Here is a 15,832-nt window from a genome sequence, read left to right as displayed (position 1 = left end):
CGCTGAGTTCGGAATAGGACATAGGGGCAGCACCGTACCGGAAAGGTCAGGTGTTGCACTCAGTTTTCGCGGCCGCCGGGTGTTGAATTTAGGGTGTCTGCCTGTATCGGTCTCACGGTTTACCCTAAAGATAATCGAAGTGTTGACACCCTGCTGCGTCATGCAGATCAGGCGATGTATGTGGCGAAGCAGAAAGGGCCGATGTCATACCATATTTTTGATGTCATTCATGACAGTAAGGTCAAGAGTGGCTTTAAGATAATAAATAGGGTTAAAGAAGCACTTAGGCTTGGTGAGCTGTCACTGTTTTATCAGCCTAAGATTTGTCTGAATGACTGCAGTGTTGTGGGTTTTGAGGCGTTGTTGCGTTGGCATGATCCCGAAAGAGGGTTGGTGTCGCCGTTGGATTTTTTACCGCAAATCGAAAACGATAAAATAATTTGCGACATTGGTGAGTGGGCCATTGAGCAAGCAGTCGCGCAAATCAGTGAGTGGTGCGCCACTGGGCGTAACTGGTCGATCAGCGTGAATATTGCTGCACGGCACTTTCAAGAACAGAGTTTTATTGAGCGGCTAGCGTTAGTGCTGAAGAATGCGGGGCACGTTAACCCAGGGTTGCTGGATATTGAAATCGTTGAGTCGGTTGCGCTGGATAATATCGAGTATGTGAATAAATGCATTGTGGGCTGCCAAGGCCTGGGCGTGACATTCTCGATTGATGATTTTGGCACTGGCTACTCCTCACTGAACTACTTAAAACAGTTGCCCACGCAGACGCTTAAAATTGATCAGTCTTTTGTCCGGGATATGTTGGTGGATGCCGAAGACTTTTCGATTACCTCGGCTATTGTCGGGCTGGCCAAGGCATTCAATAAAGTTGTTGTGGCGGAAGGCGTTGAGACGCAAGAGCACTTTTTTGCACTGAGGAAAATGGGCTGTGACCTTGCCCAAGGTTACTTGATTGCCAAGCCTATGCCCGCGGCCGATGTAGTGCGCTGGGAAGCTGAGTATGTACAGAGCGCTCAGTATCGCGCCTTGCGGCAGGCTCATGGAGTGGCTGAGGTGGCACTGGCATAAGCACGCTTTAGTACGTGTTGTGCTGCTGGGTGATCGCCATAGCAAGGTGGCCATGGTGGATGCGGTGAGCCGATCAGTACCGGCTGTCATGCGTGTTTCAGGCACAAAAAAACCGGCGCTAAGCCGGTTTTTTTGTGTGGCAAGTTTTGCTTAGTTATTAACCAAACTAAGGAATTCGCTGCGGGTTGCGGCGTTTTCGCGGAACTCACCGAGCATCACCGAGGTGACCATGGAGGAGTTCTGCTTTTCCACGCCGCGCATCATCATGCACATGTGCTGGGCCTCGATGACCACCGCCACACCGAGGGCGCCGGTGACGTGCTGGATGGCTTCGGCGATCTGCCGGCTGAGGTTCTCCTGAATCTGCAGGCGCCGTGCGTACATATCGACGATGCGTGCGACCTTCGACAGGCCGAGCACCTTGCCATTGGGGATATAGGCGACATGAGCCTTGCCGATAAAGGGCAGCATGTGGTGCTCGCACAGCGAATACAGCTCGATGTTTTTTACCAACACCATTTCGCTGTTATCGGAGCTGAACAGTGCGCCGTTGGTGACTTCTTCAAGCGTCTGCTGATAGCCCTTGCACAGGTACTGCATGGCTTTGGCGGCGCGCTTGGGGGTGTCGAGCAGGCCTTCGCGGGATACGTCTTCGCCGAGTTGGCCGAGGATCGCGGTGTATTGCTGTTCCAGAGACATGGACACTCTCGTTGGTCTTTGCAGAGCGCGCAGGGTAGGGCGCAGGGATAAGGCTGGCAAGTGTGCCAGCCGTTAGTTGCAGGGGCTTATTCGTCGCGGCCATCCATCATGGTGCGCTTGAGCATCACATAAACCGCGCCGGTGCCGCCGTGTTTGGCCAGGCAGGAGGTAAAGCCGAGTACTTGCGGATGCTGACGCAGCCAGGTGTTGACGTGGCTTTTGATCATCGGCTTGCGGCCGTCCATGCGTACCGCTTTGCCGTGGGTGATGCGTACGCAACGCACCTCTAGCTTGTTGGCTTCAGCGATAAATTCCCACAGGGTGTCGCGGGCTTTTTCCACGGTCATGCCGTGCAGGTCGAGGCTGCCTTCAAAGCTGATCTGCCCCAGCTTGAGCTTGCGCATCTGGCCTTCTTGCACGCCATTGGCTGCCCAGTAGAGTGGGTCTTCGGCGCCGACATCAATGACAAACTGATCAGACAGGCCATCGACCTTGATCGCGTCGACGCGCGCCGTGGCGGCCTGACGCAGGGTGGCCAGTTGGGCACGGTTGGGTTTTGGCTTGCCGGTGTCTGCACGGTCATGCTTGATCGGTCTAACGCCGTGCAACTGGGCTTTGAACAGGGAGAAATCGTCGTCTTGCATTTGGTGCCTGTTACCGTTTAGTTCATGGCCGCGCCGAAACGGCAGCAGGCCCACACTTGCGCGAAGGCCGTTAGTGTAACCAACCTGCCGGTCTTCGTGCTGTGCGGATCCGCCCGGCTCAGTCGCGCTTTTTCATCAGGTGCGGTGCCATGCTCAGGTCGCTGGGGCGGCGCAGGCGGCGCCGACAACGACGCCAGAGCAGTACGCCGACACTCAGCAGCAGCAACCCGCTAACGACGAACACGCTGGCCGTGGCCGGCGACTCGTTCAGCGGGCCCAGTGCGGCAGGCTGGCCAAGCAGGGTGGCGGTGCCTGCCAGGGTCAGCAGCACGCCGAATGCGGCGAACAACGCCCCCAGCCCAGCGCCCAGGCGCAAACGCCAGTTACGGGCATTGCGCGGGCGCAGGCGGCGTGCGTCAAAACCATCGGAGAATTTCATTCCGATTTACTCATGCCAATTTCCTCAGTGGCTATCGGCGATAAGACCGGTGTGTGCTGGCGTGGTTCAACTACGTCGGCCAGCACGGGTAAGTGGCGAGTTGCCCCCGCAGCTGTCAGATCAACGCGCTGGCGTGTGGCACAACGGCGGCAAAGTTGTCGGCCAGGGCGATCATTTCGGCGCGGTGCATGTCGGCGGCACTGATGACCTGACCATCGAGGGTTGGCAGATCACGGGTGGCGCAAGCCGCATCGACTAAGGTGCAGCGGTAACCATAGTCCTTGGTGGCGCGTACCGTGGTGCTGATGCTCGAATGCGTCATAAACCCGCAGACGATCAGGTCCAGGTGGCCGAGGGCTTGCAAGCGCTCATGCAGGTCCGTGCCGTTAAAGGCGTTGGGCATGCGCTTTTCGACGACGATTTCCCCCGGAAGCGGCGCGACTTCGGGCAGGTGCAGGCCGCGGGGGCCGCGGGGGTCGAGCAGGCCGTCGGGGATGCCGAGGTGTTTAACATGCACGATGGCGCTGCCCAGGGCACGTGCGGCGGCGAGCAGCTTGGCGATTTCCTCGAGCGCGGCATCCAGTCCGGGTAATTGCAACACGCCGCTGCGGTACTCCTCTTGCGCATCAATGATCAGCAAGGTTGCATTGCTCAAGCTGGCGGGCGCATGGCTGCGGCCAGTGAGGGCGAACATCGTTTTTACGGCGGACATGGCAGGGAACTCCAGGCTGGCATGGACAGTCTGGCCATTGTCCCCTTGTGCTGCGCTGCTGTGAACCATTGCGCTCAATGATCTTGCTGGCGAGCCGGTGCAAGTGGCGAACCGGGCCTGGTTTTTACCCGCAAAGTCGCTGCGTCATGGGCTGGTTTACCCGGTATTGCGAACATTTACGGCTGTTGTTCGGCCAGGCACTTTCCATCTCGGTACTGCAGCCATGGCGCCTAGAGCATGACGCGCACTGTTCCCAGTCCGCGAGTCATGCTTCGACGCCATGGCGATTGTCAGTAAAGCCCTAGCAATTCGAACTGCAGGTACCAGATACCCAGTGAGCCGAAGAAGTTGACCAGGATGGCGGGTAAGAACTTCAGGTGCACGGCGAAGCTGTAGGTCTTGTCCAGCGACATCGCCATCACGCCGGCCGCGGAACCCACCACCGTCAGCGAGCCGCCGATGCCGACCATCAGGGCATTCAACGCCCATTGATTGAGGCCCAACTCGGGGTTTGACATCAGCGCCGCCGCTTCCACCGGCACGTTGTCCATTACCCCGGACGCCACCCCGAGCACCACGTTGACCGCCGTGGGGTGCAGCACTTCAAACAGTCGCGAGATATACGACAACCAACCGACATGGTTGAGGCACGCCACCGAAGTAATGATGCCGATAAAGAACAGTAGGGCGTTCCACTCGACCTTTTGCAGTTGATCCTGCCAAGGCAGTTCGATGCCGCGGCGCATCAGCAGCCAGGCGTACAACGCGACAATGCCCAGGCCGATGCCGATGGCGAACTCAATGCTGACTTTCAACAGGACATTGCACAGCACTGCGCCGAATACCGCGCAGAAACCGACCAATGCCAGGCCCGCACCGCCGGGCTTGAGGGCGGTTTCTGACTGGTCCGCGAGGTGGATCAACGCTTGGCCATTGAGTTTGCGCAGATAAAAGAAATGCAGGCTGGCAGCAAACAGCAGCCAGCCTATCAGCGCAGAGGGGATCAGCAGGAGCAAGCCGGCGATGCTGATTTTCCCGGCCAGCACCACCATCAGGCTGGTCGAGGTGCCGAGGAACCACACCCCGGAGTTGGAGGCGACCACGATGTTGCACAGCGAAATATGCGTGTAACGCTGGTTGGTCGAGATGCTTTTCACTGTTTTGCCGAAGATCATCGCCGTGGTGATGTTGTTGAGAAACGGCGAGAGCATGGCCGACAGCGCGCCGGTCGCCCAGAACATGCCGCGCGCGCCAAGGCCCTTGCGCATCAAGTAGCCGTTGAGCGCGGTGAAGACGTTCCGCTCATTGAGCAGCTCGACCACCATCCACATAAACGCCATAAAGGCGATCAGGCCAAACAGCTCTTCCTTGATCTCGCTTTGTGCATGCAGGAAGTACTGGAAACCGTTGGGGTCATAAAACGCGTAGTGGGCGCCGATAACGATCAGGCCGGACATCATGAACATCGCCGGCTTGAACTTATCCATCTCCAGTTGTGCTTCAAAAACAATCAGCGTCATGCCAATCAGGAATATCGCCAGCACGAGCAAGCCCGTGAGCGAGAAAGGTTCTATGACCATTTTTAGGGGTTCTTAAGAAAGGATGGGAAGGGTTAGAAATTGGTAACAAAATTATACTGATGCGCGTAAGCCATAGGCAGGTTTACTTTGTGACTGCAGCGGCTTTTATGGTCAACAATGCGTCGTGCCGTTAAACAGCCGCTGAGCCTGGGCGCGGGTAAGCGTGACAGGCTGCTAGAATGGCGGACTTTTACCAGCGGAGAGCTGCCGTGACCGACGCCATACATGCCCACCCAACCCGCCTGCGCACTGTGCGTGACTACATTCGCTGGGCGGTCAGTCGGTTTCATGGTGAGGAGCTGTTCTTCGGCCACGGCACCGACAATGCCTGGGACGAAGCGCGCCAGCTGGTGCTCGGTGCCTTGCACCTGCCGTATGAAATAGCCGATGGCTACCTCGATTGCCGCCTGGAAGACGACGAGCATGCGCACCTGCAAACGCTGCTCACGCGGCGCATCGATGAGCGTGTACCGACCCCTTACCTGCTGGGCGAGGCCTGGTTTTGCGGCTTGGCGTTTATCGTTGATGAGCGCGTGCTGATTCCGCGCTCACCGATCAGCGAATTGATCGAGCAGCATTTCTCGCCATGGCTGGCCGTAGAGCCGGCACGGATTCTCGACCTGTGCACCGGCTCGGGTTGTATCGGTATCGCCTGTGCCTACGAGTTCCCCGACGCCGAAGTGGTGTTAGGCGATCTATCGTTTGAGGCGCTGGAAGTGGCCAACCAGAATATCGAGCGGCATGGCCTGGATCAGCGTGTTTACACCGTACAGGGCGACGGTTTTGATGGGCTGCCGGGGCAGCATTTTGACTTGATCGTGTCTAACCCGCCCTACGTGGACGCTGAGGATTTTGCCGATATGCCGGCCGAGTACCAGCACGAGCCAGAGCTGGGCTTAGCCTGTGGCGATGATGGCCTGGACCTGGTGCGACGCATGCTGGCTGAAGCGGCTGACCACCTGAGCGAGAAGGGTGTGTTGATTGTTGAAGTCGGCAACAGCCAGGTGCATGTCGAAGCCCTGTATCCGGAAGTCGACTTCACCTGGCTGGAGTTTGAGCGCGGCGGTCATGGGGTATTCCTGCTCGCCGCTGCGCAATGCCGTGAGCATCAGGCGCTGTTCCGTCAGCGCCTCTAGCAGGTTGTTGCAAAACTACCTGTCTCGCCAATGGTTCAATCGCCAGCTAGCGCAGTGTTAGGTGCCGGCTAATCAAGGCGCGCAGGGCCGCTGGCTTGACCGGTTTGGGCAGGAAATCGAGGCCGGCGGCATGCACTTGGGCGATCAGTTCGGGGCGGCCGTCGGCGCTGATCACCACACCTGGTAGCGGTTCACCCAGGCGCGTGCGCAGCCAGGCCATCAGTTCGGTGCCGGTTTCACCGTCATCCAAATGAAAGTCCACCAGCGCCAATTGCGGGCGCACGTCTTCACTGAGCAGGTGTTCGCATTCCAGGCGATTACGCGCGGTCCACACCTGGCAGCCCCAGCGTGAGAGCAGGCTGTGCATGCCCGTGAGGATGCTGTCTTCGTTGTCCACGCAGAGCACCTGAATACCGGCCAGTGGCTGACCGTGATGGTCCACCTGGGCAACCGGCGCCGGGGCTTCGGCATGCTGGGCGAGCGGTACGGTGACACTGAATACGCTGCCTTTGCCTGGCCAGGAGTGCACTTGCAGGGTGTGGCCGAGCACTCGGCACAGACCATCGGCAATCGCCAGGCCCAGGCCCAGGCCTTTTTCGGCGCGGGTCTGGTGGCTGTCCAAACGTTTGAATTCTTCGAAAATCACCTTGCGCTTGTCGTCCGGGATGCCCGGGCCACGGTCCCAGACTTCCAGGCGCAGGTGCCGGCCTTGGCGGCGAACACCCAGTACCACGCGGCCCTTGGCGTAGCGGAAGGCGTTGGTCAGGAAGTTCTGCAGGATGCGCCGTAGCAGCTTGATATCGCTGTCCACCCGCAAGCGGCTGCCGCGCAGGCGGAAGTCCACGCCTTGTTCGGTGGCCAGCACCTTGAATTCTGCACCGAGGGTGTCGAACAGGTTGTTCAGCACGAAGGCATGACGATCCGGGGTGATGCGACCGTTTTCCAGGCGTGAGATGTCCAGCAGGTCGCTGATCAGGTCTTCGGCCGAGCGCAGCGAGCTGTCCAGGTGGCGCACCAACTCCCGAGCGTCTTCGGGGAGTACGTCGTCCTGGTGAGACAGGGCCGCGGAGAATAGCCGTGCCGCGTTCAGCGGCTGCATCAAGTCATGGCTGACCGCGGCGAGAAAGCGAGTTTTCGACTGGTTGGCGCTTTCGGCCACGCCCTTGGCTTCGGTCAGTGCCTGATTTAGTTGCGAGAGTTCATAGGTGCGTTCGCTGACCCGTTGTTCGAGGCCTTCATTGGCGGCCTTGAGCGCGCGCTCGGCTTCACGGAACTCGGTGATGTCGGTAAAGCTCATGACAAAGCCACCGCCGGGCATTGGGTTGCCGATCAATTCAATGAACTGGCCGTTGGGGAACAGGCGCTCGGAGGTGTGCGCGGTGCCCTGGCGCATCCAGTGCAGACGCTTGCTGACATGTTCGTCGATATCGCCGGGGCCGAGCAGGCCGCGTTCGGCGTTAAAACGGATCAGTTCAGCCACCGGCCGCCCGACATAGACCAGGCCTTCGGGGTAGTTGAACAGCTGGATATAGCGGTTGTTCCAGGCCACCAGGCGCAGTGATTGATCGACAACGCTGATGCCCTGGGTGATGTTCTCGATCGCGCCTTGCAGCAGTGCACGGTTGAACTGCAGCACTTCGGAGGCTTCATCGACGATGCGTACTACGTCTTCGACCTGCATCTCGCGGCCTTCGATGGCTGCCTTGACCACCGCACGGGTCGACGACGCACCCAGTACGCCGGCCAGTAGGCGTTCGGTGTGGGCGATCCAGTCACTGTTGGCGGTCTGGCTGGGGTCGAAGCCTTTGCCCTGGCGGTAGGCAAAACGCATAAAGCTCTGGCGCGCACGGTCTTCGCCGACAAAGCGGTTGGCCAACAGCAGCAAATCGCCGACCTGCACAGCCAGCATGCTACGGCTACTCGGCTTATTGCCCAGGTCATGGCCAATAAAGCGCCCGGCCTGCCAGTACTCCGCTACCCGCGCGCGGGAAAAGTAGGACACCCAGGCAAACAGCAGGAAGTTACCGGCAAGCGACAACACCACGCCGCGGGTCAGTGGGTCGACCTGAAAACCAATCGGGCCATAGAGCAGGGTTTGGATACCCGGCAACACATCCACGGGCCAGCCGAGGCTGCGGGCGAGCAACGGCATCACCAGGGTGTAGAACCAGATCAGTGCGCCAAAAAACAGCCCGGCAAATACACCCTGACGGTTAGCCTGTTTCCACACCAGCGCGCCAAACATTGCCGGGGCCAACTGGCCGATGGCGGCAAACGACACCTGGCCGATGGTGGCTAGGCTGGCGTTGGAGCCCAGCAGGCGATAGCACACGTAAGCCAGCAGCAGGATTAGCACGATGCTGACGCGGCGCGCGGTGAGCATCCAGTGGCGGAAGGCTTCGAAGGGCCGTTCGGTGTTTTGCCGGCGCAATAGCCAGGGCAGCAGCATGTCGTTGGAGATCATGGTCGACAGTGCCACCGAGGCCACGATGACCATGCCGGTGGCGGCCGACGCACCGCCGATGAAGGCCAGCAGGGCCAGAGCCGGGTGGGCCTCGGCCAGCGGCAGGCTGATAACGAAGGAGTCCGGGGTAACCCCGGCCGGCAGCAGCATCTGTCCTGCCAGGGCAATCGGCACTACAAACAGCGCGGCCAACATGAGGTAAGCGGGAAACACCCAGCGCGCCAGTTTCAGGTCTTTGGGTTCGATGTTTTCCACCACGGCCACATGGAACTGCCGCGGCAGGCAGATGATGGCGATCATCGCTAGCCCGGTCTGCATCATCATCGCCGGCCAGTTCACTGTTTCTGCCCAGAAACTCTCCAGGGCGGGGCTGGCATTGGCCTGGCTGAACAGATCGGCAAAGCCGTTGTACAGGCCATAGGTGACAAAGCCACCGACCGCGAGGAAGGCCAGCAGCTTGACCAGCGACTCGAAAGCAATCGCCAGGACCATGCCGCGGTGGTGCTCGGTGACATCCAGGTTGCGCGTGCCGAACAATATTGTGAACAGCGCCAGAACCAGTGACACGATTAGCGCGGTGTCCTGAGCGCCTGTACCGTTGGCGCCCGCGCCCGCTCCACTGAGCAGGTTAACGCCGAGCACGATGCCTTTGAGCTGCAGGGCGATATAGGGCAACACCCCGACCAGGCAAACCAGCGCCACCACCACCGCCAGTGCTTGGGATTTGCCGTAGCGTGCGGCAATAAAGTCGGCAATCGAGGTGATGTTTTCCTGTTTGCTGATCATCACCATCTTCTGCAGCACCCAGGGTGCGAAAACCAGAATGATGATGGGGCCGAGGTAAATCGGCAGAAACGACCAAAGCTGCTCGGCGGCCTGGCCGACCGCGCCAAAAAATGTCCAGCTGGTGCAGTACACCGCCAGTGACAAGCTGTAGACCCAGGCCCGCACACGCGGCGGCATGGGCGCAGCGCGGCGGTCGCCGTAGAACGCGATGGCGAACAGAATGGCCATATAGATCAGCGCAACCGCGGCGATCAGTCCGCTGGACAAGGTCATGCATACTCCAAAAACAAACGAGAGGGGCGCTGCGCTCGCAATGGGCAGCGCTAGAGCCGCCAAAGCCTAACGCATCAGCGCCCTAGACAGATTATGGGCTGCAGTTTCGCAGCAAAATTACGATGCGTCAGGCACGACCAAGGTCGCACGCGCACAGCTCGTATGACTGTTGTGGATTGTGCACACTGGCACGCGCTGTTAGCGTGTCGCGTCTGCGACGCTGTCCGAGGAGGGACCCTATGTTCAAGCCGCAACTGATTACCCTGCAACGTGGTGGATTGCGCATCGAACCCATGGTCGATGCTGATATTCCGGCGTTGGTGAGCCTGGCCGAAGCCAATCGTGCAGAACTGGTGCATATGAATGGCACTCAGCGTCTGGACTGGTACCGCGAAGGCTTGCTTGAACAGCGCGAAGGGCGCGCCTTGCCCTTTGTCATCCGCCTGGATGATCAGCTGGTCGGTACCACCCGTTTTGCTGATTTTGTCAGCAGCCTGCCGGCCGCAGAAATCGGCTGGACCTGGTTGGACAGCAGCCAGCACGGCACGGGCCTCAATACCCTGATCAAATACCTGATGCTCAAGCATGCCTTCGAGAGTTGGCGCATGGTGCGTGTGCAGCTTAAAACTGCGGCCAGTAACCTGCGTTCGCAACGCGCCATCGAAAAGCTCGGTGCGCTGCGTGAAGGCGTGCTGCGCAACCACCGTCGCTTGGCCGATGGTCGTTTGGACGACACCGTGTTGTACAGCATCACTGACCATGACTGGCCCGTGGTCAAGCAACAGCTGGAGGCGCGTTTCAGCGGTTGATGGATGGCGCAGGTGGGCACCGAACAAACACGGTTTTGGCAGTCACGCGAGTTGGCTGGCGTGGAGTTGCTGCATGCGCAGTTTGTCGAGCAGCGTTTTTCACCCCATGTGCATGAAGGGTTTGTCTTCACTGTGATCGAGCAGGGCGCCCAACGCTTTCGCCACCGCGGCAGTGAGCATCTGGCGCCTGCTGGCAGTATGGTGCTGATTAACCCGGATGAGCTGCACACCGGCTCCAAGGCCCATGAGCAGGGCTGGCACTATCGCGGCTTCTATCCGGACAACGCGCAGGTGTGCGGTGTGCTGGCGGAGCTGGAGTTAGGTCGGCAGGGCATGCCGTCGTTTGCCCTTAGTGTGTTGCATGATCCGCAGCTGCATCGCCAATTTGGCAATCTGCATCAGTTACTGGATAGCCAGGCCTCCGCGTTGCAGCTGCAAACTGCCTGGCGTGAAGCGATTCTGCGGCTGTTTCAGCGCCATGCACGCTTGCCTGAAGGCTTGCAGCCGGGTGATGAGCCGCGCGCGGTGAGTCGCGCCAAAGAACTACTGGCCAGTCAGTTGGCGGCGCCGCCGTCACTGGAGCAATTGGCGCAGGCCGTGGGGTTATCACCGTTCCATTTCGCCCGGGTGTTTCGCCGTGCCACGGGCCTACCGCCGCACAGCTGGCTGATGCAGCGCCGGCTGGAGCAGGCGCGCGCGTTGTTGCGCGATGGCTGCACGCCGCTGAATGTGGCGATGCAGTTGGGCTTTGCTGACCAGAGCCACCTAAGCCGCCAGTTCAAACAAGCTTACGGCGTTGCACCGGGGCAATATCGCCAGGCCCGCGCCATTCGCTAGCGCGTGGCCATCCAAATCAGCAATCCCGCCTGAAACATGCAGAAGGCCACCAGGCAGGTGATGGTGAAACGTAAACTGCCGTCCTCGCGTTTAAACAGCTCGATGCGCTCGGTCAGTTTGCGCACCTTCACATCCAGCTCATGTAGGTTCTGATCGGCTTGCTGCAGCATGCCGGCGGCGTCCAGTAGCTTGATGATTTGCACTTTTTCCGACTGCCAGTCGCCATGCAGCGAACTGACCCGTGGTGCGCTGCACTGTGCCTTGATGTTTAACGGGTCGAGGTACTCAACAGTAAAACCCTGAGCCTTGAGGCAATGATCGCGGCGGGCGCGAGCTTCATCGCTGAAGGCGCTCTGGCTCGGCAGTTGTGTGCTTTCCACTTGGTAGTGGGCGAAGTGCTGCCGCGCCCAGGCAATCCCCTGGGCCAGTAGAAACCGCCCCAGGCCACGGTTTTCAGGCTCTACGCTGAGGCCTTTGTCCGGGCCAAAGCGCACCACCCGTTGCTCATGGTCAGCCCACACGTCGAGGATGTTCTGTTCCGGGCGTACCCGTTGCCCGGGCAGTTGCAGGGTCAAGCGCAGCAGACTTTGCTGCTTACTCTGGCGCTCGACGCGGCCCAGCTGGATAAAACGCAGCGGCCGCACGCCGGTGTGGCGGTCGGTGGGCAAGGGGGCCAGGCGCAATAACAGAAAGTGCTCAGGTGCCAGCTCTGCCCAAGGGTGAGCTGGCTCAGCGACTTCCTCAGAGGCTGCGTCGGTATCCGTTTGCGGCGCGGGGCTGGTGGTCATAAACAGCGGTCCTGTACGCGACGCTGAAACAGTTAGCGCCTGTTTGAGCGCTATCGGCCGTTAGTCGGCTAACTAGAGGCTGGCATTTTGCCGCTGCGCTGAATAAACCGGGCGATCTGCTCGCTCAGCCCGTGCGCCAAGGGTAAGCGAGGATTGTTATAACTGGCCAGTTGCGCGGGTAAATCCAGCGCGCTGATACGCAGCAGATGGTTCATCCCAGGGATGATCAGCAGTTCAGCATCAGGCGTGGCGGCCTTCAGGGCGTGGGCATCGGCGACGCTGACTTGAATGTCATGGCTGCCTTGCACGATCAGTGCGGGAATCTGCAGGCGTGCAAAGGCCTGGCCAGGGTTCTGTTGCAGCAGCGAGATCAAGTAAGGCTGCACGCTGGGGCGAAACAGCACCTGCAACGGCTTGGGTACCTGCGGGGTGAGTTGCCCGGCTAACAAACGGTCGAGGAGCTGATTACTTTGTGCAAGCAACGGCGGAGGAAGACGCGCCGCCAACTGCTCGCGCAACAGTTGGTCAATCGGCCGCGAGCTGCCGGCGATTGCTACGAGGGCGTCGGCGTGGGCTTGTTCGGCGGCTAGGCTGGCAATCAGCGCGCCTTCGCTGTGACCGATCAGAATCAGCCGGTCAAATGCCGGGTTGGCCTTGAGCAACTGCGCCCAGGCCACTGCATCGCTGACATAACGCTCGACACTGAGGTTGCGCTCATCCGGCGTGGCGGCGCGGCTGGCGGCGACCCCGCGCTTGTCGTAGCGCAGGCTGGCGATGCCTTGTTTAGCCAGGCTCTGCGCTAGGCGCTTGAGGCTGTCGCTCTGGCCGCCTTCGGGGTTGTTGCCGTCACGGTCGGTGGGGCCGGAACCGGCGATCAGCAACGCTACCGCTACGGGTGTGGGGCCGCTTGGCGTGAGCAAGGTGCCGTGCAGCGTGCCCTCGGCTGTTTGCAGGTGCAGCGGTTGCTGCACGCTGCTGTGTGAAGCGCTATTGGCAGCGGCTTGAGCCAGGGGCGGGAGTAGGCAAAGGGTCAATAGAAGCGCTCGCAACATGGGTAACAACTGCCAGAGGGGGAACTGTTGGACGGTTATACGCGCTGAAGGTTCGAGGATGAACTGTGCGAACGCCACGGGTATACTCGCCGCCTTTATTCACGTGGGCGCTGCGCGAGTTGGCGTAGGCTCTGAGCTGATTTTCGCGGAGCGTTTTGCACATGTCCGGCAATACCTACGGCAAGCTGTTCACTGTCACCACCGCTGGCGAAAGCCATGGCCCGGCGTTGGTCGCCATTGTCGATGGCTGCCCGCCGGGGCTGGAGATTAGCCTGGAAGACCTGCAGCGCGACCTCGATCGACGCAAGCCGGGCACCAGCCGCCACACCACCCAGCGCCAGGAAGACGACGAGGTGGAAATCCTCGCCGGGGTGTTCGAGGGCAAAACCACCGGTTGCTCGATCGGCCTGCTGATCCGCAATACCGACCAGAAGTCCAAGGACTACTCGGCGATCAAGGATTCCTTCCGTCCGGCCCACGCCGATTACACCTATCACCACAAATATGGCATCCGTGACTACCGTGGTGGCGGCCGTAGCTCCGCGCGGGAAACCGCCATGCGCGTGGCCGCCGGTGCCATCGCCAAAAAGTACCTGGCCACCCAGGGCATTGTGATCCGCGGCTATATGAGCCAGCTGGGGCCAATCGAAATCCCGTTCAAAACGTGGGACAGCGTCGAGCAGAACGCCTTCTTCTGCCCTGACCCCGATAAAGTGCCGGAGCTGGAAGCCTATATGGACCAGCTGCGCCGTGATCAGGACTCGGTTGGGGCGAAGATCACCGTGGTCGCCGAAGGCGTAATGCCCGGCCTGGGCGAGCCAATTTTCGACCGTCTGGACGCCGAACTGGCCCATGCGCTGATGAGCATCAACGCGGTCAAGGGTGTGGAAATTGGTGCAGGTTTCTCCAGCGTGGCGCAGCGCGGCACCGAACACCGCGATGAAATGACGCCAGAGGGTTTCCTCTCCAACAACGCTGGCGGCATTTTGGGTGGGCTCTCCAGTGGCCAGCCGATTGTCGCGCACCTGGCGCTGAAGCCAACGTCGAGCATCACCACACCAGGCCGCTCGATTGATGTTGATGGCAACCCAGTGGATATCATCACCAAGGGCCGTCACGACCCCTGCGTAGGCATCCGCGCCACACCCATCGCTGAGGCGATGATGGCCATCGTGCTGATGGACCACCTGCTGCGTCATCGTGGGCAGAATGCAGATGTGCAGGTCAGCACGCCGGTGCTGCCACAGCTGTGATCAGCCGCGTAGGTTGGCTTGAGCGCAGCGATAGCCAACATTGCGGCCCCTGGGTATCGCTCTGCTTAACCCAAGCTACGGCTAGTTCATGAACAGCGCATTGCCTTACTGGCGCCTATCCGGCTTTTACTTCTTCTATTTCTCGCTGCTCGGCGCCACCGCGCCGTTTCTCGCGTTGTATTTCGACCACCTGGGGTTTTCCGCAGCACGCATCGGCGAGCTGATCGCCATTCCTATGCTGATGCGCTGCATTGCGCCGAATATCTGGGGCTGGCTGGGTGACTACACTGGCCGGCGCCTGGCCATCGTGCGTTTTGGCGCACTCTGCACGCTGCTGTGTTTTGCCGGCATCTTTATCAGCCAGAGCTATGCCTGGCTGGCGTTGATCATGGCGCTGCATGCGTTCTTCTGGCATGCGGTGCTGCCGCAGTTTGAGGTCATCACCTTTGCCCACCTCAAAGAGCAGGCCGCGCGCTACAGCCAGATTCGCCTGTGGGGCAGCATCGGCTTTATTGTCGCGGTGGTGGGCCTGGGCAAACTGTTCGAGCTGCTTAGCCTGGACGCCTATCCCTGGGCGCTGATTTTGATCATGGCTGGCATCGTGCTGAGCAGCTGGTGGGTGCCCAATGCGCAGCCGCAGATGCGGCCCAATACTCAGGAGCAGGGCGGCTTCCTGCAGCAGCTAAGGCGACCGGGGACTCTAGCCTTCTACCTCAGCGCTGGCTTGATGCAGCTGAGCAACGGTCCGTACTACACCTTTCTTAGCCTGCACCTGGAAGCGCTGGGGTACTCGCGCGGAGTGATTGGCCAACTGTGGGCGCTGGGCGTGCTGGCCGAGATTGTGTTGTTTATGGTCATGGCCCGGTTGCTTGCGCGCTATTCAATAAGGACCGTGCTGCTGGCGAGTTTTCTGATTACCGCGCTGCGCTGGTTGCTGCTGGGTAATCTGGCCGGGCATCTGCCAGTGCTGCTGTTCGCCCAATTGATGCACGCGGCGACCTTTGGTGCGTTTCATGCGGCAGCCATGCATTTTGTGCAACGCAGTTTTGCCGATCGCCAGCAAGGCCAGGGCCAGGCGCTGTATGCCGCGCTGGCCGGTGTCGGTGGTGCCTTGGGCGCACTGTATTCCGGCTACAGCTGGCACAGCCTAGGTGCGGCCTGGACCTTTGCCATCGCCAGCCTGATTGCCCTGTGCGCCACTGTGATCACCGCGCGCTTTATGCATGATGAGCGTCCGTAACCCTATTCACTGAATTCAAGGCTTGAATTGAGCCCTTTCTGAT

14 protein-coding genes are annotated in these 15,832 nt (G+C 60.1%); 6 read left to right on the top strand and 8 right to left on the bottom strand.

The genetic code is table 11. The features are described from left to right. The first annotated feature begins 93 nt into the window (after positions 1 to 93). Positions 94 to 1,077, top strand: a complete 984-nt coding sequence (locus N1078_RS01885; protein ID WP_274086501.1) for a putative bifunctional diguanylate cyclase/phosphodiesterase — start codon at positions 94 to 96, stop codon at positions 1,075 to 1,077. 150 nt (positions 1,078 to 1,227) lie between these two features. Here N1078_RS01885 and folE read toward each other — a convergent pair whose 3' ends face one another. From folE to nhaD, 5 genes are all read right to left on the bottom strand, one after another. After that, a complete protein-coding gene (gene folE, locus N1078_RS01880; protein ID WP_274086500.1) occupies positions 1,228 to 1,776 on the bottom strand; it encodes a GTP cyclohydrolase I FolE in 549 nt (182 codons plus the stop codon). A gap of 86 nt (positions 1,777 to 1,862) precedes the next feature. Continuing rightward, positions 1,863 to 2,420, bottom strand: a complete 558-nt coding sequence (locus N1078_RS01875) for a Smr/MutS family protein (protein WP_274086499.1) — start codon at positions 2,418 to 2,420, stop codon at positions 1,863 to 1,865. A 118-nt stretch (positions 2,421 to 2,538) separates the two neighbouring features. Beyond that, positions 2,539 to 2,859 carry a hypothetical protein gene (locus N1078_RS01870; protein ID WP_274086498.1) on the bottom strand — a complete coding sequence of 107 codons (321 nt, stop codon included), beginning with the start codon at positions 2,857 to 2,859 and terminating at the stop codon, positions 2,539 to 2,541. Positions 2,860 to 2,974: 115 nt separating this feature from the next. Then, positions 2,975 to 3,571 carry a cysteine hydrolase family protein gene (locus tag N1078_RS01865; protein WP_274086497.1) on the bottom strand — a complete coding sequence of 199 codons (597 nt, stop codon included), beginning with the start codon at positions 3,569 to 3,571 and terminating at the stop codon, positions 2,975 to 2,977. Between the two features lie 290 nt (positions 3,572 to 3,861). Further along, positions 3,862 to 5,151 carry a sodium:proton antiporter NhaD gene (gene nhaD, locus N1078_RS01860; protein WP_274086496.1) on the bottom strand — a complete coding sequence of 430 codons (1,290 nt, stop codon included), beginning with the start codon at positions 5,149 to 5,151 and terminating at the stop codon, positions 3,862 to 3,864. Between the two features lie 221 nt (positions 5,152 to 5,372). Between nhaD and prmB the strand changes: the two genes are divergently transcribed. Beyond that, the gene (prmB, locus tag N1078_RS01855) at positions 5,373 to 6,287 is read left to right on the top strand and encodes a 50S ribosomal protein L3 N(5)-glutamine methyltransferase (RefSeq protein WP_274086513.1); all 915 of its coding nucleotides are present in this window, start codon (positions 5,373 to 5,375) and stop codon (positions 6,285 to 6,287) included. 46 nt (positions 6,288 to 6,333) lie between these two features. Here the strand turns inward: prmB and N1078_RS01850 are convergent, their stop codons facing one another. Next, positions 6,334 to 9,810 carry a hybrid sensor histidine kinase/response regulator gene (locus N1078_RS01850; protein WP_274086495.1) on the bottom strand — a complete coding sequence of 1,159 codons (3,477 nt, stop codon included), beginning with the start codon at positions 9,808 to 9,810 and terminating at the stop codon, positions 6,334 to 6,336. Between the two features lie 239 nt (positions 9,811 to 10,049). On the opposite strand from N1078_RS01850, the gene N1078_RS01845 reads away from it, so the two are divergent. Together N1078_RS01845 and N1078_RS01840 are read left to right on the top strand one after the other, a co-directional pair. After that, on the top strand, positions 10,050 to 10,619 hold the full coding sequence (locus N1078_RS01845; RefSeq protein WP_274086494.1) for a GNAT family N-acetyltransferase: 570 nt from the start codon (positions 10,050 to 10,052) through the stop codon (positions 10,617 to 10,619). 12 nt (positions 10,620 to 10,631) lie between these two features. Then, on the top strand, positions 10,632 to 11,456 hold the full coding sequence (locus tag N1078_RS01840) for a helix-turn-helix transcriptional regulator (protein WP_274086493.1): 825 nt from the start codon (positions 10,632 to 10,634) through the stop codon (positions 11,454 to 11,456). Here the strand turns inward: N1078_RS01840 and N1078_RS01835 are convergent. Beyond that, entirely contained in the window at positions 11,453 to 12,244 is a 792-nt protein-coding gene (locus tag N1078_RS01835; protein WP_274086492.1) for a hypothetical protein, read from the bottom strand. The two genes, N1078_RS01840 and N1078_RS01835, sit on opposite strands and share 4 nt — an antisense overlap. Positions 12,245 to 12,312: 68 nt before the next feature. Then, a complete protein-coding gene (locus N1078_RS01830; protein WP_274086491.1) occupies positions 12,313 to 13,296 on the bottom strand; it encodes an alpha/beta hydrolase in 984 nt (327 codons plus the stop codon). A gap of 161 nt (positions 13,297 to 13,457) precedes the next feature. Between N1078_RS01830 and aroC the strand changes: the two genes are divergently transcribed. Then, complete coding sequence (gene aroC, locus N1078_RS01825) at positions 13,458 to 14,549, top strand: chorismate synthase (protein WP_274086490.1); 1,092 nt, start codon at positions 13,458 to 13,460, stop codon at positions 14,547 to 14,549. 88 nt (positions 14,550 to 14,637) lie between these two features. Next, positions 14,638 to 15,789 (top strand): MFS transporter, encoded by a 1,152-nt coding sequence (locus N1078_RS01820; RefSeq protein WP_274086489.1) that lies wholly within the window; start codon positions 14,638 to 14,640, stop codon positions 15,787 to 15,789. Positions 15,790 to 15,832: the final 43 nt, after the last annotated feature.

The sequence above is a fragment of the Pseudomonas sp. MIL19 genome (assembly GCF_028680365.1).
GTDB classification, from domain to species: Bacteria; Pseudomonadota; Gammaproteobacteria; order Pseudomonadales; family Pseudomonadaceae; genus Aquipseudomonas; species Aquipseudomonas spirodelae.
This window is presented reverse-complemented; position numbering and strand designations above follow the sequence as displayed.

Bases quoted from the DNA above. Each gene is read 5' to 3' on its own strand.
- folE (WP_274086500.1), bottom strand. From the start codon at position 1,776: ATGTCTCTGGAACAGCAATACACCGCGATCCTCGGCCAACTCGGCGAA.
- N1078_RS01875 (WP_274086499.1), bottom strand. From the start codon at position 2,420: ATGCAAGACGACGATTTCTCCCTGTTCAAAGCCCAGTTGCACGGCGTT.
- N1078_RS01870 (WP_274086498.1), bottom strand. From the start codon at position 2,859: ATGAAATTCTCCGATGGTTTTGACGCACGCCGCCTGCGCCCGCGCAAT.
- N1078_RS01865 (WP_274086497.1), bottom strand. From the start codon at position 3,571: ATGTCCGCCGTAAAAACGATGTTCGCCCTCACTGGCCGCAGCCATGCG.
- nhaD (WP_274086496.1), bottom strand. From the start codon at position 5,151: ATGGTCATAGAACCTTTCTCGCTCACGGGCTTGCTCGTGCTGGCGATA.
- N1078_RS01850 (WP_274086495.1), bottom strand. From the start codon at position 9,810: ATGACCTTGTCCAGCGGACTGATCGCCGCGGTTGCGCTGATCTATATG.
- N1078_RS01845 (WP_274086494.1), top strand. From the start codon at position 10,050: ATGTTCAAGCCGCAACTGATTACCCTGCAACGTGGTGGATTGCGCATC.
- N1078_RS01835 (WP_274086492.1), bottom strand. From the start codon at position 12,244: ATGACCACCAGCCCCGCGCCGCAAACGGATACCGACGCAGCCTCTGAG.
- N1078_RS01830 (WP_274086491.1), bottom strand. From the start codon at position 13,296: ATGTTGCGAGCGCTTCTATTGACCCTTTGCCTACTCCCGCCCCTGGCT.
- aroC (WP_274086490.1), top strand. From the start codon at position 13,458: ATGTCCGGCAATACCTACGGCAAGCTGTTCACTGTCACCACCGCTGGC.
- N1078_RS01820 (WP_274086489.1), top strand. From the start codon at position 14,638: ATGAACAGCGCATTGCCTTACTGGCGCCTATCCGGCTTTTACTTCTTC.